At 70.0% G+C, this 14,351-nt stretch carries 11 protein-coding genes and 2 pseudogenes; 8 read left to right on the forward strand and 5 right to left on the reverse strand.

Annotated features, from left to right (window positions below):
* Nucleotides 1-377 (forward strand): ferredoxin (locus ACZ597_RS28200; RefSeq protein WP_471335638.1); only part of this gene is annotated, 377 nt, incomplete at its 5' end.
* A gap of 65 nt (nt 378-442) precedes the next feature.
* Here the strand turns inward: ACZ597_RS28200 and ACZ597_RS28205 are convergent.
* On the reverse strand, nt 443-901 hold the full coding sequence (locus ACZ597_RS28205; RefSeq protein WP_471335641.1) for a MarR family winged helix-turn-helix transcriptional regulator: 459 nt from the start codon (nt 899-901) through the stop codon (nt 443-445).
* Nucleotides 902-1,058: 157 nt separating this feature from the next.
* Between ACZ597_RS28205 and eno the strand changes: the two genes are divergently transcribed.
* The 3 genes and pseudogenes from eno to ACZ597_RS28220 all read left to right on the forward strand — a co-directional run bounded on the left by eno (nt 1,059) and on the right by ACZ597_RS28220 (nt 3,013).
* Nucleotides 1,059-2,357, forward strand: a complete 1,299-nt coding sequence (eno, locus tag ACZ597_RS28210; protein ID WP_471335644.1) for a phosphopyruvate hydratase — start codon at nt 1,059-1,061, stop codon at nt 2,355-2,357.
* Between the two features lie 126 nt (nt 2,358-2,483).
* A pseudogene (locus tag ACZ597_RS28215) lies at nt 2,484-2,722 on the forward strand (cytochrome P450); the annotation flags it as partial.
* A gap of 45 nt (nt 2,723-2,767) precedes the next feature.
* Nucleotides 2,768-3,013 (forward strand): ferredoxin, encoded by a 246-nt coding sequence (locus ACZ597_RS28220; RefSeq protein WP_471335999.1) that lies wholly within the window; start codon nt 2,768-2,770, stop codon nt 3,011-3,013.
* A gap of 161 nt (nt 3,014-3,174) precedes the next feature.
* On the opposite strand, the gene ACZ597_RS28225 is transcribed toward ACZ597_RS28220, so the two are convergent.
* From ACZ597_RS28225 to ACZ597_RS28240, 4 genes and pseudogenes are all read right to left on the reverse strand, one after another.
* Entirely contained in the window at nt 3,175-5,112 is a 1,938-nt protein-coding gene (locus tag ACZ597_RS28225; RefSeq protein ID WP_471335648.1) for an APC family permease, read from the reverse strand.
* Between the two features lie 129 nt (nt 5,113-5,241).
* Nucleotides 5,242-5,424: pseudogene (locus ACZ597_RS28230) on the reverse strand (hypothetical protein); the annotation flags it as partial.
* Nucleotides 5,425-5,456: 32 nt separating this feature from the next.
* Nucleotides 5,457-7,604 carry a potassium-transporting ATPase subunit KdpB gene (gene kdpB / locus ACZ597_RS28235; RefSeq protein ID WP_471335651.1) on the reverse strand — a complete coding sequence of 716 codons (2,148 nt, stop codon included), beginning with the start codon at nt 7,602-7,604 and terminating at the stop codon, nt 5,457-5,459.
* Between the two features lie 259 nt (nt 7,605-7,863).
* On the reverse strand, nt 7,864-9,753 hold the full coding sequence (locus ACZ597_RS28240; protein ID WP_471335654.1) for an APC family permease: 1,890 nt from the start codon (nt 9,751-9,753) through the stop codon (nt 7,864-7,866).
* Between the two features lie 89 nt (nt 9,754-9,842).
* On the opposite strand from ACZ597_RS28240, the gene ACZ597_RS28245 reads away from it, so the two are divergent.
* From ACZ597_RS28245 to kdpB (ACZ597_RS28260), 4 genes are all read left to right on the forward strand, one after another.
* The gene (locus ACZ597_RS28245) at nt 9,843-10,277 is read left to right on the forward strand and encodes a DUF4118 domain-containing protein (RefSeq protein ID WP_471335657.1); all 435 of its coding nucleotides are present in this window, start codon (nt 9,843-9,845) and stop codon (nt 10,275-10,277) included.
* Between the two features lie 200 nt (nt 10,278-10,477).
* Nucleotides 10,478-10,567 carry a K(+)-transporting ATPase subunit F gene (gene kdpF, locus ACZ597_RS28250; RefSeq protein WP_458639295.1) on the forward strand — a complete coding sequence of 30 codons (90 nt, stop codon included), beginning with the start codon at nt 10,478-10,480 and terminating at the stop codon, nt 10,565-10,567.
* Nucleotides 10,568-10,575: 8 nt separating this feature from the next.
* Nucleotides 10,576-12,240, forward strand: coding sequence for a potassium-transporting ATPase subunit KdpA (gene kdpA, locus ACZ597_RS28255; RefSeq protein WP_471335661.1), 1,665 nt, complete (start codon nt 10,576-10,578; stop codon nt 12,238-12,240).
* The gene (gene kdpB, locus ACZ597_RS28260; protein ID WP_471335664.1) at nt 12,237-14,342 is read left to right on the forward strand and encodes a potassium-transporting ATPase subunit KdpB; all 2,106 of its coding nucleotides are present in this window, start codon (nt 12,237-12,239) and stop codon (nt 14,340-14,342) included. Before kdpA ends, kdpB (ACZ597_RS28260) begins: the two co-directional genes overlap by 4 nt.
* Nucleotides 14,343-14,351 lie beyond the last annotated feature (9 nt).

Below are 14,351 nucleotides of genomic sequence, written 5' to 3' on the forward strand. Positions count from 1 at the left end.
CAGCCTCCCCGCACTCAGCAACCGCTCCATCCAACAAGCCACACAAGAAGCCACCACCACCACAACCCCCACACCCAACCAACTCGCAACCAAGTGACGAACGGCACCGCCTCGACCACTCGGACGAGCAGATCGAGGCGGTGCGCGCTCTCTTCCCATGTGACGAAGGAGTCATCGAAGTGATTGAGGTCGAAATCCAGGTCGAGAATTGCCTCGGGACGGGCTCGTGCCTGATGGCGGCCCCGGATGTCTTCGACTTGGACGACGACGGCATCGTGCAACTGCTGCACGAGCGTGTTCAGGGCGACGAAGAGGCCCAGGCCAAGGAGGCCATTCAGCTCTGCCCGGCCCAGGTCATATCCGCCAGACAGCTCTGAGGCCGGAGGCAGCGCCGGGGGGACCGGAGCGCCGCCTACTGCGGTATCCCCAGGACGCCTCCGGCCTAGCGCGCGGCCAGCCGCTCCATCAGGGCCGCGCTGCGCGCGAGCAGTTCCCGCTCGGCTGCCGTGAGTTCGGTTTCGATGGCCAGGGCCAGCCATCCGGCCCTGCGACCGCGCTCCGCCTCCAGGGCGGCCCGGCCGGCGTCCGACAGCTCGAGCAGGGTCTTGCGGCCGTCCGTGGGGTGAGCCCTGCGGGTGACCAGGCCCTGTTCGAGGAGGAGGCCGACGGCGCGGGCCATCGACTGCGGGCGTACGCCCTGATCGGTCGCGAGGTCGCTGGTGGTCATGGCGCCGCCGCGCTCCAGGACTCCGAGCACCGCGATGTATCCGTGCGGAATCCGGTCCTCGTGCTTCACGGAGGGTCCGTGCGGGGTCCGGTCCTCGTGCTTCGCGCGCCGGGTGAGCTTGGCCATCGCGGTGCGCAGTTCGGTGGCGACGGTGGCGGCTTCCGGGGTGGTCATAGGGCACTTTAACCCGGGCGCATCGTTGCGCAGCAGAACTGAACAGCACAACTGAACAGCAGAACTGTTCAGCCATGCTGTACAGTTTTGCCGCGTCGGGCCGAGCGTCAGCGTCGTCGCAGCCAGGGCCCGGCAGGCGACAACGGGAGGAACTCCTATGCCCGCATACACAGTCGAGCCGACCGCCGTCCGCGGCGTCACCGCCCGAGCCGTTCTCGACAGCCGCGGCAACCCGACCGTCGAGGTCGACGTCGTCCTCGCCGACGGATCCCTGGGACGTGCCGCCGTGCCCTCCGGCGCCTCCACCGGCGCCCGCGAAGCCGTGGAGCTGCGCGACGGCGACGCACGGCGTTGGCACGGCAAGGGCGTCGACCGCGCCGTGGCCCATGTGAAGGGCGAGATCGCGGATGCCGTCACCGGCCGGGACGCCGACGACCAGGCCGGCCTCGACGCCGCCCTCGTCGCGCTCGACGGCACGCCCACCAAGGCACGGCTCGGCGCCAACGCCCTGCTCGGGGTCTCCCTCGCCGCCGCGAAGGCCGCCGCCGTCTCGCACCGGCAGCCGCTGTACCGCTACCTCGGCGGAGCCGACGCCCGTGTGCTTCCGGTGCCGATGATGAACATCGTCAACGGCGGCGCCCACGCCGACAATCCGTTGGACTTCCAGGAGTTCATGATCGCGCCGGTGGGTGCGGGATCCTTCCTGGAGGCCGTCCGGATGGGATCCGAGGTCTTCCACACGCTCCGCCGCGACCTGCTGGCCGCTGGCCACTCCACGGGCGTCGGCGACGAGGGCGGCTTCGCGCCCGCCCTGCGCACGGCCGAGGAGGCGCTCGACTTCGTCATGGCCGCGATCGAGCGGACCGGCTACCGGCCCGGCGCGGACATCGGCCTCGTCATGGACCCCGCGTCGTCGGAGTTCTACCGGGACGGCGTGTACGTGTACGCCGGCGAGGGCGTCCGGCGTACTTCCGCCGAACAGGTCGACTACCTCGCCAAGCTGATCGACGCGTACCCGATCGTCTCGGTGGAGGACCCCATGGCCGAGGACGACCTCGGCGGATGGCGCGAGCTGACGGCACGGGTCGGGGACAGGTGCCAGCTGACCGGCGACGACGTGTTCTGCACCAACGAGGCCCTGGTACGCGATGGCATCCGCGCGGGCGTGGGGAACGCCGTCCTGATCAAGGTCAACCAGATCGGGACGCTGACCGAGGCACTCGCGACGGTGGGCACCGCACGGAGGGCCGGATGGGCGGCGGTCATGTCCCACCGCTCCGGCGAGACGGAGGACACGACCATCGCGGACCTGGCCGTCGCCACGGGCTGCGGGCAGATCAAGACCGGCTCCCTGTCACGCTCGGACCGCACGGCCAAGTACAACCAGCTCATCCGGATCGAGGAGGAGCTGGGGGCCTCCGCGATGTACGGGTACGCTGCCGCGCCCGCCGTGTGAGACGCTCCGGCGGACGCGGATCCGCCGGGCCGTCCCGGTAGGACAGGCGGGTGCGGGGGCGCAGCGTTGTCGCTACCTCCGATATCGCCTGCCCAGACGCAGCGGCCGCGACGAAGCCGTCCACCGACACCGAACATGCTGTCCCTCGGCACCTTCGCGCTGCTGCAGAACCCGGTGCAGCCGGCCGCGCTGCGCGCCGACCCCGCGCTCACCGACGGTGCGGTGGAGGAGCTCCTGCGGTACCTCAGCATCGCCAAGACCTTCCATCGGACGGCGCTGGAGGACGTCGAGGTCGGCGGCCAGACCGTCGAGGCCGCACGACGGTCGTCCTGTCGATCAACACCGCCAACCGCGACCGAGGCCGCCGACATCTTCGGCGTCAAGAGCCTCCCGGTCACCTGGGACGAGAAGTGAGCCCGGCCCGCCTGAGCACCGACCGTGAGCGCTGCGTCGGCGCCGGGATGTGCGCCGTGACCGCTCCGGAGGTGTTCGACCAGGACGCCGATGACGGCCTGGTGGTCCTGCTGCAGGCCGAGCCGGCCGCCGACCGGCTCACGGCCGCGCGGATGGCCGTCGGCGTTTGCCCATCCGGGGCGATCGTCCTCAACGAGCCGGAACCGGGGCGGGGTTCAGGAGACCGGCCGCCGTCGCGGTGAGCGGCATCATCCGAGCCCGGAGACCTTGAACACGGACCGGGCCGCCTCCCGGTCGATGTGCTCGGCCAGTTTCCGCAGGGCTGCGGTCCCGGTCAGCCCCGCCGGTCCCCCGCTTTTGCGAGGGACAGACGGGATTCCTCGCGCTTCACATACGGAAGTGGTCAGCCGGCGTGGACGTGGGGCCGGCGGGAGCGTTCGGGCTCGGCTTCGCGGATGACCTCTCGGGTGACGGGGGCGACCTCGCCCTGGCCGAAGAGGAAGAACCGGAAGAAGTTGGCCATCGGGTTGCCCTCGGTCCACTCGAAGTAGATGTGCGGCCGCTGCCCGGTCTCGTCGCGGACGTGGAGCAGCAGCGCGGCGAGGGCGTTGGGGATGCTGGAGCTCTCCAGGGTCAGGACCCGGTAGCGGTCGTGCAGGACCTCACCGCGGACGCGCATCCCGGACTCGAATTCGGACGCGTCCAGGACCGTGACCTCGACGAACATCACGTCGTCCTCGGCCGGGATGTCGTTGTCCGCGCGGATCTGCGCCTTCTTCTGCCGGTACTCCTCGGCGTCCCGGTTGTCGGGCTCGTTGGCGATGAACCGGATCGTGCGGCTGGCGGTGTCCCGGATGAACCGCTGCGCCATGTCGTCGAACTCGATGTCCGTGACGCGCAGCTCGAAGACACGGGCCAGGCGGGACAGCAGGGACAGGGCCATGATGCCGGCGATGAAGCAGGCACCGATCTTCACGCCGTCCGGGCGCTCCACGACGTTGACGCCGGTGGTGTAGATGAAGACGGCCGAGATGATGCCGAAGCCGATGGTCCAGCCGCGCTCCCCCGCCCGGCGGGCGGCGATGGTCACGGCGACGGCGGCCGAGGTGATCAGGACGAGGACACCGGTGGCGTAGGCGCCGCCCTGGGCGTCCACGTCGGCGTTGAAGATCCAGGTCACGAGGAAGGCGATCAGGGTGAACACGATGACCATCGGGCGCAGGGCGCGGGCCCAGTGCGGGGCCATGCCGTAGCGCGGCAGGTACCGGGGCATCAGGTTGAGCAGGCCGGCCATGGCGGAGGAGCCCGCGAACCACAGGATGAGGATGGTGGAGACGTCGTAGACGGTGCCGAAGGCGGATCCCAGGTACTCGTGGGCCAGGTAGGCCAGGGCGCGGCCGTTCGCCTCGCCGCCGGGCTGGAACTGGTCGGCCGGGATCAGCAGCGTCGTGATGAAGCTGGAGCAGATCAGGAAGACGCTCATGATGATGGCCGCGGTGGTGAGCAGCTTCTTCGCCCCGCGGATGCGGCCCGCGGGCCTCTCCACGGTGTCGTCGGGGTCGCCCTTGACGTGCGGCATGACCGCGACTCCGGTCTCGAAACCGGAGAGGCCGAGCGCGAGCTTGGGGAACACGACGAGGGCGATGGCGATCATCATCAACGGGTTGCCGTGCTCGGTGGTCAGCGCGGTCGTCCAGTCGGTGATCACGTGCGGTTCGGTGATCACGTTCCACAGGCCGACCGCCACGACCACGACGTTCAGGCCGAGGTAGGTGGCCACGAGGACCACGGCGACGCCGATGGCCTCGCTGAACCCCTTGAGGAACACGGCTCCGAGGAGCGCGATCATGATCAGGGTGATCAGCACTTCGTGGCCGTGCAGGGTGCTGGTGAGGTGCGGGTTCTCCACGAGGTGCGCGGTCGCGTCGGCCGCGGAGAGGGTGATGGTGATGAGGAAGTCGGTCGCCGCGAACCCGAGCAGGGTCAGGACGAACAGCTTGCCCTTCCAGAACGACAGCAGCTTCTCCAGCATGGCGATCGAGCCCTCGCCATGGGGGCTCTCCTCGGCCACGCGCCGGTAGACGGGCAGCGCGCCGAAGAGGGTGAGCAGGACGAGCACGATGGTCGCGAGCGGCGACAGCAGCCCGGCCGCGAGCGCCGCGATGCCGGGCTGGTAGCCCAGGGTGGAGAAGTAGTCGAGCCCCGTGAGGCACATGACCCGCCACCACGGCCGGCCGTGGGGCTGGGCCGCCGCCTCCTTGGCGGCGGGCGAACTGTTCTCGGCGGTCAAGCCTTCCAGCAGCCACGCGCGCAGGCGCGAGGAGCGGGCAGGGGTGGCCATCGTGGGGGCTCCTGTCGTACGGCAAAGAATCAGCCGTCGACGTCGACGGCTGAGCCAGCGTACGCAGCAGGATCATTCGTGCACGTGCGTGGGCCGATCCTGACGCTTCCTTAACGCGGAGGAAGCCTCCTATGGCGTAGGAGATACGGCCACGGTGGCGCAGCAGCCCTTGCCCTGCCAGGCGTCACGGCTTTCCCTGACGGCCACGACAGCGGTGCGCAGGTCGTCCAGGGCGTGGCCGAGGCGGGGGTCGGCGAGTTCGTACCGCGTGCGGCGCCCGTCGGGAACCGTGATGACCAGGCCGCAGTCGCGCGGGCTCGATGCGCCCGGCCCCGCGGGGGTTCTCATCCGAGGCCGGGGATGGTGGAGACCAGGAGGTCGATGAGCTTGATGCCGACGAAGGGCAGGATGAGGCCCCCGAGGCCGTAGACGCCCAGGTTGCGGCGCAACAGGTCGTGGGCGGAGGCCGGCTTGTAGCGGACGCCGCGCAGGGCGAGCGGGATCAGCGCGACGATGATGAGGGCGTTGAAGATGATCGCCGAGGTGATGGCGGAGGTGGGGCTGCTGAGCCCCATGATGTTGAGGGCACCGAGTCCGGGGTAGGCGGACGTGAACATCGCCGGAATGATCGCGAAGTACTTCGCGACGTCGTTCGTGATCGAGAAGGTGGTCAGGGCGCCTCGGGTGATGAGGAGCTGCTTGCCGATCTCGACGATCTCGATGAGTTTGGTCGGGTTGGAGTCCAGGTCGACCATGTTCCCGGCCTCCTTGGCGGCCGAGGTGCCCGTGTTCATCGCCACGCCCACGTCGGCCTGGGCCAGGGCCGGGGCGTCGTTCGTTCCGTCGCCGGTCATCGCGACCAGCTTGCCGCCCGCCTGCTCCCGCTTGATCAGGGCCAACTTGTCCTCGGGGGTGGCTTCCGCCAGGTACTCGTCGACCCCGGCCTCCGCGGCGATGGCCCGGGCGGTCAGTTCGTTGTCGCCGGTGACCATGACCGTCCGGATGCCCATGCTGCGCAGCTCCGCGAAGCGCTCGCGGATGCCGTCCTTGACCACGTCCTTGAGGTGGATGATGCCGAGGACCCGTGGTCCGTCCCAGTCATGGACCGCGACCAGCAGGGGCGTGCCCCCGGACTCGGACACGGAGGCGGACCAGGTGGCGGCCTCCGCCGCCACGGTGCCGCCGCGCGCCGCGACCCAGTCGCAGACCTGTGCCACCGCTCCCTTGCGGATGGCGCAGCCGGCCCCGTTGTCCCAGCTGAGGTTGATGCCGCTCATCCGGGTGCGGGCGCTGAACTCGGTGAAGCGGGGGTTGCCGAGGTCCTCCGTGGCGACCGGCTGGAGTCCGTACCGCTCGGCCAGGGCGATGACGGAGCGGCCTTCGGGCGTCTCGTCGGCGAGGGAGGAGAGCTGGGCGGCGTCCGCGAGCTTGGTGTGGTCGATGCCGGGGAGCGGGATGAAGGCCGCGGCTTCCCGGTTGCCGTGGGTGATGGTGCCGGTCTTGTCGAGGAGAAGGGTGTTCACGTCGCCGGCCGCTTCGACGGCGCGGCCGCTCATCGCGATGACGTTGCGCTGGACCAGGCGGTCCATGCCCGCGATGCCGATGGCGGACAGCAGCGCGCCGATCGTGGTCGGGATGAGGGTGACGAGGAGCGCGACCAGCACGGTCGTGGACTGGGCGGCGCCCGCGTAGGCGGCCATCGGCTGGATGCCCACCACGATCAGGACGAAGATGACGGTCAGGGCGGCCAGCAGGATGTTCAGGGCGATCTCGTTCGGGGTCTTCTGCCGGGACGCGCCTTCCACCAGGGCGATCATCCGGTCGATGAAGCTGTTGCCCGGGCGCGAGGTGACCCGTACGACGATCGAGTCGGACAGGACGGTCGTCCCGCCGGTGACCGCGGTCCGGTCGCCGCCCGATTCCCTCAGCACGGGCGCCGATTCGCCGGTGACGGCCGACTCGTCGACCATCGCCGCCCCGTCGACCACGTCGCCGTCGGCCGGAACCAGTTCGCCGGCTTCCACGAGGACGAAGTCGAAGGGCTGGAGCTCGGCCGGGGTGACGGCCTCCGTCCGCGCCTGCCGCAGGTTCGCCCCGTACGTCCAGTGCTCCAGCCGCAGCGCGACCGTGTCCGTACGGGCCTTGCGCAGCGACTCGGCCTGGGCGCGGCCCCGGCCCTCGGCGACCGCCTCGGCCAGATTGGCGAACAGGACCGTCAGCCACAGCCAGACGCTGATCACCCAGGTGAAGACGGACGGGTGGATGAGGGCGGAGAGGGTGGTGAGTACGGAGCCGACGGCCACGACGAACAGCACCGGCTTCTTGACCAGCTCACGCGGGTGGAGCTTGGCGACGGCATCCCGGGCGGAAGTGGCGAGGAGCTCGGGCTCCAGCGCCTTCCCCCGGCCGGGGCGCTTCCGGGAGGGCCGGTTGACCGGGGTCCGCGGCGGGGTCCCGAGACCCGGGGAAACGTGCTGGGCGGCGGGAGCCATGAAGAGACCTTCTGGTGAGTGCGGCTGGGCACCCCTCATCGGCCCTGGCGGGCGGGAGGCGGGTGCGCGGGTGAGGAGTGTCGCCGCCGGGGGCCTCTCCCTCGACCCCCTCGGCCGTCATACGGGTATGTGAGACCCCCGGCGGCGCAACAGGCAGGAAGTTACTGCCTGTTGTTCATGAGATCCCCTTTCCGTGAGGGGAATTGGCGCCTTCTTGACGGCGGCGTACGGGCCGTGTCAAAGCGCCATCAAGGGTGCGTCAGCGCGCCTCGGAGGCGACGCGGAAGCGCAGTCGGCAGATGACCGCGTCCGTGTCCCGGCGGACGGCGTGGGCGACGACGGAGCCGCGCTGGTTCTGGAGCAGCCGCTGCCACAGGCGGGCCGGTTCGGTCTCCGGGATGAGCACGGTGACCTGTGCGTCCGGGTGGGTCGCGGTCAGTTCGCGTACGTAGCCGGAGACGGGGCGGCCGAGGGACCGGGCCTGGGAGGGGAGCTCGACCAGCTCCACTCCGGGGTTCCACAGCTCCCAGTCGCGGCGCAGCGCCTCGGCGGCCCGCCGGTCCTCGGGGGCGGTGTGGGTGACGGTGACGGCGAGGACCTCGTCGCCGAGGGAGCGCGCGGCCGTCAGCGCCTGGGAGGTGAGCCGCGACAGTCCCGAGACGGGGACCACGACCAGGGACCGGGCCCGCGTCGGGGGCTGCGGGATCCGGCCGAGCTCCAGGCGCTCGCCGATGCCGGCGTACGTGCGGTGGATCTTCTCGAAGCCGAGGACGAGCAGCGGCAGCGCGACCACGATCAGCCAGGCGCCCTCGGTGAACTTGGTGGCGGTGACGACGGCCGCCGAGACCCCGGTGAGCAGCGCGCCGAAGCCGTTGAGGACGGCCTTCATCCGCCAGCCCCGCGGGCGTTCGCCCCACCAGTGCCGGACCATGCCGACCTGGCAGATGGTGAAGCCGACGAAGACGCCGATGGCGAAGAGCGGGACGAGGGTGTTGGTGTCGCCGCCCGAGAACACCAGCAGGGCGGCGGACACGAGGGCCAGCCAGACCACACCGTGGCGGTGGACCTGGCGATCGGCCTTCAGCGCGAAGACGTGCGGCAGGTGGTTGTCCCTGGCGAGCAGGCTCATCAGGACCGGCAGTCCGCCGAAGGAGGTGTTGGCGGCGAGGGCCAGAAGCACCATGGTGGCGAACTGGACCACGTAGAAGGCGGCGTTGTGGCCGAAAGAGGCGTCTGCGAGCTGCGCGAGCACCGTGACGCCCTCGACGGGCTGGAGGTGGAAACGGCCGATCAGCACCGACAGGCCGATCAGCATGACGCCCAGCAGGGTGCCGAGGGCGACCTCGGTGCGCTGGGCACGGCGAGCGGCCGGGGCCCGGAACGACGGCACGGCGTTGGCGACGGCCTCGACTCCGGTCAGGGCGGAGCAGCCGGCCGCGAAGGCCTTGAGCAGGAGCAGCGCGCCGACCGTGGTCGCGCCCTCGCCGAGGACGGAGGCGTGCCCGGCGGCGGAGGCCGTGCTGACGGGGGCGTCCCGGAACAGCCCGGCGGTGATCATGGCGAGGATGGAGCCGACGAACAGGGCGGTCGGCACCAGGAACGCCTTGGCCGAATCGACCACGCCCCGCAGGTTGACAAGGGTGACCAGGACGAGGATCCCGAGGCAGATCCACACCCGCTCCCCGTACAGCTCGGGGAACGCCGAGGTCAGGGCGGCCACGCCGGCCGTGACGGAGACGGCGACGTTCAGTACGTAGTCCAGGATCAGCGAGGCCGCGGCGACCAGGGCGGTGCGCCGTCCGAGGTGCCGCTTCGCGACGGCGTACGAGCCGCCGCCGTCCGGGAACGCGGCGATGACCTGGCGGTACGAGGCCACCAGCACGGCCAGCAGGGCCGCGATGGCGAACGTCACCGGGAGGGTGAAGCCCATCCCGTACGCGCCGGCCGCCGCCAGCACCAGCACGATCGACTCCGGCCCGTACGCCACGGACGCCATGGCGTCGAGCGACAGCGCGGCCAGCCCCTGCAGCGCGGTCAGTTTGTGCTGGTCCCCGGCCACTGCCACGGGCGTCGCCACGCCGGTATCAGGAGGCTCCTCCGTGCCGGGAGCCCGTCCCGCCGCCGCCTGCTCTCCCATGTGTATGGACATCTTCGCTGTTCCTCCGTTGGACAAGGTCAGGCCAGCGTCGGAACGGCCCGGCGGGACGACCAGTGTTCTTGGCGAGATCCATACGGCGGGTGCCGCAGTCTTCACGCGGTCCTGACGCCGGGGGCGGAAAGTCGGTGCTCCTCGCGGCCCTCGTGACACCCTTCCTCGTGGCGCTCGCGCTCGTTCCCTTCCGTGCGGACCTCTCCGCGACGAACGAGGCCCTGGTCATGGTCGTCGCCGTGGCCGCGGTCGCCTCTGCGGGCACGCGCGCCGCCGGCGCCCTGGCCGCGCTCTCGGCGGCCGCCTGGTGCGACTTCTTCCTCACCAGGCCCTACCAGCGGTTCACCATCTCCGACCGTGACGAGGTCCGGACGGCCGTCCTCCTGCTCCCCTGCCCTCCGAGGAGGCCCGCCGGGTGGCGGTCGCCCTGGCCGCACAGGCCGGGGCCGCCCTGGACACCGTCGGACTCCCCCACCAGGCCTGACACAGCCTTCCCCTGGCCCGCGGCGCAAGAACCCCGTTAAGAGTTGCCCCGCGCCCGTATGGAGCCCGTCAAGGTGTCTTAACGCCGGGGTGAAGACACGGTTATCTCGTCTTCGGCCACATGGCCGATAAACATCTTCCACTTCATCCAGGAGCTCACGGTGGCCGATCTGGCCTTCGTCGTCACCACGGTCGCGGTCTTCGCGCTGGTGGCCCTCATCGCCCGGGGGGTGACCAAGCTGTGAACGCCGAGAACATCGTCGGCCTCGTGGTGGCCGTCTCCCTGCTCGGATACCTCGTCCTCGCCCTCGTCAAGCCGGAGAGGTTCTGAGTACCGACATGAGCCCCGAAATCGCTGGTGTGCTCCAGCTCCTCGCGCTGATCGCCGCACTCGCACTGGCCTACCGCCCGCTGGGCGACCACATGGCCAAGGTCTACTCCTCCGAGAGGCACTACAAGCCGGAGAAGTGGATCTACAAGGCCATCGGCGCCAACCCGTCGACCGAGATGCGCTGGCCCGCGTACCTGCGCGGCGTCCTCGCCTTCTCCGCCGTGAGCGTCCTGTTCCTCTACGCCCTCCAGCGCGCCCAGGGGATCCTGCCCGGCTCGCTCGGCTTCTCCGCGATCGACCCGGACCAGGCCTTCAACACCGCCGCCTCCTTCGTGGCCAACACGAACTGGCAGTCGTACTACGGCGAGCAGGCCATGGGCCACGTGGTGCAGACCGGCGGCCTGGCGGTGCAGAACTTCGTGTCCGCCGCGGTGGGCATGGCCGTCGCGGTCGCCCTCGTACGGGGCTTCGCGCGCTCCCGCACCGGTGAGCTCGGCAACTTCTGGGCCGACCTTGTGCGCGGCACCGTCCGCATCCTCGTTCCCATCGCCGTCGTCGGCGCGCTCGTCCTCGTCGCCTGCGGCGCGATCCAGAACTTCTCCGGGATCCACGAGGTCGGTCAGTTCTCGGGCGGGACGCAGCAGTGGAACGGCGGTGCGGTCGCCTCGCAGGAGGTCATCAAGGAGCTGGGTACCAACGGCGGCGGTTACTTCAACGCCAACTCGGCCCACCCCTTCGAGAACCCGAGTCCGTTCTCGAACCTGTTCGAGATCTTCCTGATCCTGGTCATCCCGTTCTCGCTGACCCGCACCTTCGGCCGGATGGTCGGCAACCTGCGCCAGGGCTACGCGATCCTCGCGACGATGGCGATCATCTGGCTCGGCTTCACCGCCCTGATGATGTGGACCGAGTTCGCGGGCAAGGGCCCGGCCTTCGAGGTCGCCGGCGGTGCGATGGAGGGCAAGGAGACCCGGTTCGGCATCGGCGCCTCGGCGATCTTCTCGGTCGCCACCACGCTCACCTCAACCGGTGCGGTCAACTCCTTCCACTCCTCCTACACCGGTCTGGGCGGCGGCATCCAGCTCCTGGGCATGCAGCTCGGCGAGATCGCGCCCGGCGGAGTCGGCTCCGGCCTCTACGGCATGCTCGTCATGGCGATCATCGCCGTGTTCATCGCCGGCCTGATGGTGGGCCGCACCCCCGAGTACCTCGGCAAGAAGATCAGCACCCGCGAGATCAAGTTCGCGGCCTGCTACATCCTCATCACCCCCGCCCTGGTCCTCGGCTTCACCGCCGCCGCCATGGCACTGCCCACCCCGCCGCACTCGATGCTCAACTCCGGGGCACACGGCTTCTCAGAAGTCCTGTACGCCTACACCTCGGGCGCCAACAACAACGGCTCCGCCTTCGGCGGCCTGAACGCCGACACCCAGTGGTTCAACAGCACCATCGGCATCGCGATGCTGCTGGGCCGCTTCCTGCCCATGGTGTTCGTCCTCGCACTGGCCGGCTCGCTGGCCGAGCAGAAGCCCGTCCCCGAGACCGCGGGCACCCTCCGTACCGACAAGCCGCTCTACGCCGGCCTGCTCGTCGGCACCATCTTGATCATCACCGGTCTGACCTACTTCCCGGCCCTGGCGCTGGGTCCGCTCGCCGAAGGGCTCGCATCATGAGCACCGCCACCCCCACCAGGGCTCCGCACCAGGACGTGCCAACCGGCCACAAGCCCGGCGGCGGCCGCGTCGGCGGCGGCCTGTTCGACCCCAAGCAGTTGCTGAAGTCCTTCCCGGACGCCGTCCGCAAGCTCGACCCGCGCGTGATGATCAAGTCGCCGGTCATGTTCGTCGTCCTGATCGGCTCGGTCGTCACCACCCTCCTCGCGCTGAAGGACCCCACCGACTGGTTCGGCTGGGCGATCACCGCGTGGCTGTGGCTGACCACGATCTTCGCGAACCTCGCGGAGGCCGTGGCCGAGGGCCGGGGCAAGGCCCAGGCCGACACCCTGCGCAAGGCCAAGACGGACTCCGTCGCCCGCCGCCTCACCGCGGACGGCCTCGGCGAGGAATCCGTACCGGGCACCGAGCTGAAGATCGGCGACCTCGTCGTCTGCGAGGCCGGCGACACCATCCCCGGCGACGGTGACGTCGTCGAGGGCGTCGCGTCCGTCGACGAATCGGCCATCACGGGCGAGTCGGCGCCGGTCATCCGCGAGTCGGGCGGCGACCGGTCGGCGGTCACCGGCGGTACCAAGGTCCTGTCCGACCGGATCGTCATCAAGATCACGACGAAGCCCGGCGAGACCTTCATCGACCGCATGATCAACCTGGTCGAGGGCGCCGCCCGGCAGAAGACCCCCAACGAGATCGCCCTCAACATCCTGCTGGCCTCGCTCACCATCGTCTTCCTGCTGGCCGTCGTCACCCTCCAGCCCTTCGCGATCTACGCGGGCGCCAAGCAGTCCATGATCGTGCTGACGGCCCTGCTGGTCTGCCTGATCCCGACGACGATCGGCGCGCTGCTCTCCGCCATCGGCATCGCCGGCATGGACCGCCTGGTCCAGCGCAACGTCCTGGCCATGTCCGGCCGCGCGGTCGAGGCCGCGGGCGACGTCTCCACCCTGCTGCTCGACAAGACGGGCACCATCACCCTCGGCAACCGCCAAGCCTCCGAGTTCGTCCCCGTCAAGGGCACGACCGAGGCCGAGCTGGCCGACGCCGCCCAGCTGTCCTCGCTCGCCGACGAGACGCCCGAGGGCCGTTCCATCGTCGTGCTGGCGAAGGAGAAGTACGGGCTGCGCGAACGCCACCAGGGCGAGCTCGCCCATGCCGAGTGGATCGCCTTCACCGCCCAGACCCGCATGTCGGGCGTGGACGTCGACGGCAGGCAGACCCGCAAGGGCGCGGCCGGTTCCGTCATCACCTGGGTCAAGGAACAGGGCGGACAGGTCACCGAGGAAGCCGGCTCGCTCGCCGACTCGATCTCGCAGGCCGGGGGAACCCCCCTGCTGGTCGCCGTTCACGATGAGAAGGGCGCCCGTGTCCTGGGTGTCATCCACCTCAAGGACGTGGTCAAGGAGGGCATGCGCGAGCGGTTCGACGAGCTGCGCCGCATGGGCATCAAGACCGTCATGATCACCGGCGACAACCCGCTGACGGCCAAGGCCATCGCCGAGGAGGCGGGTGTCGACGACTTCCTCGCGGAGGCCACGCCCGAGGACAAGATGGCCCTCATCAAGCGGGAGCAGGCGGGCGGGAAACTGGTCGCGATGACCGGCGACGGCACCAACGACGCCCCCGCGCTCGCCCAGGCCGACGTCGGCGTCGCGATGAACACGGGTACGTCGGCCGCCAAGGAGGCCGGCAACATGGTCGACCTCGACTCCAACCCGACCAAGCTCATCGAGATCGTCGAGATCGGCAAGCAGCTCCTCATCACCCGGGGCGCGCTGACCACGTTCTCCATCGCCAACGACGTGGCGAAGTACTTCGCGATCATCCCGGCCATGTTCGCGGTGGTCTACCCGGGCCTGGACAAGCTCAACATCATGGGCCTGGCCTCGCCGGAGTCGGCGATCCTCTCCGCCGTCATCTTCAACGCGCTGATCATCATCGCCCTCGTCCCGCTCGCCCTCAAGGGCGTGCAGTACAGGCCGACCAGCGCGGACAAGATGCTCCGCCGCAACCTCGGCGTCTACGGACTCGGGGGCCTCGTCGCCCCGTTCATCGGCATCAAGCTCATCGACCTGCTCATCTCCCTCATCCCCGGAATCGGCTGAGACACGACC

This window comes from Streptomyces sp. NPDC040718, from assembly GCF_055593565.1.

Bases quoted from the DNA above. Each gene is read 5' to 3' on its own strand.
- ACZ597_RS28205 (WP_471335641.1), bottom strand. From the start codon at position 901: ATGACCACCCCGGAAGCCGCCACCGTCGCCACCGAACTGCGCACCGCG.
- eno (WP_471335644.1), top strand. From the start codon at position 1,059: ATGCCCGCATACACAGTCGAGCCGACCGCCGTCCGCGGCGTCACCGCC.
- ACZ597_RS28225 (WP_471335648.1), bottom strand. From the start codon at position 5,112: ATGGCCACCCCTGCCCGCTCCTCGCGCCTGCGCGCGTGGCTGCTGGAA.
- kdpB (WP_471335651.1), bottom strand. From the start codon at position 7,604: ATGGCTCCCGCCGCCCAGCACGTTTCCCCGGGTCTCGGGACCCCGCCG.
- ACZ597_RS28240 (WP_471335654.1), bottom strand. From the start codon at position 9,753: ATGTCCATACACATGGGAGAGCAGGCGGCGGCGGGACGGGCTCCCGGC.
- kdpA (WP_471335661.1), top strand. From the start codon at position 10,576: ATGAGCCCCGAAATCGCTGGTGTGCTCCAGCTCCTCGCGCTGATCGCC.
- kdpB (WP_471335664.1), top strand. From the start codon at position 12,237: ATGAGCACCGCCACCCCCACCAGGGCTCCGCACCAGGACGTGCCAACC.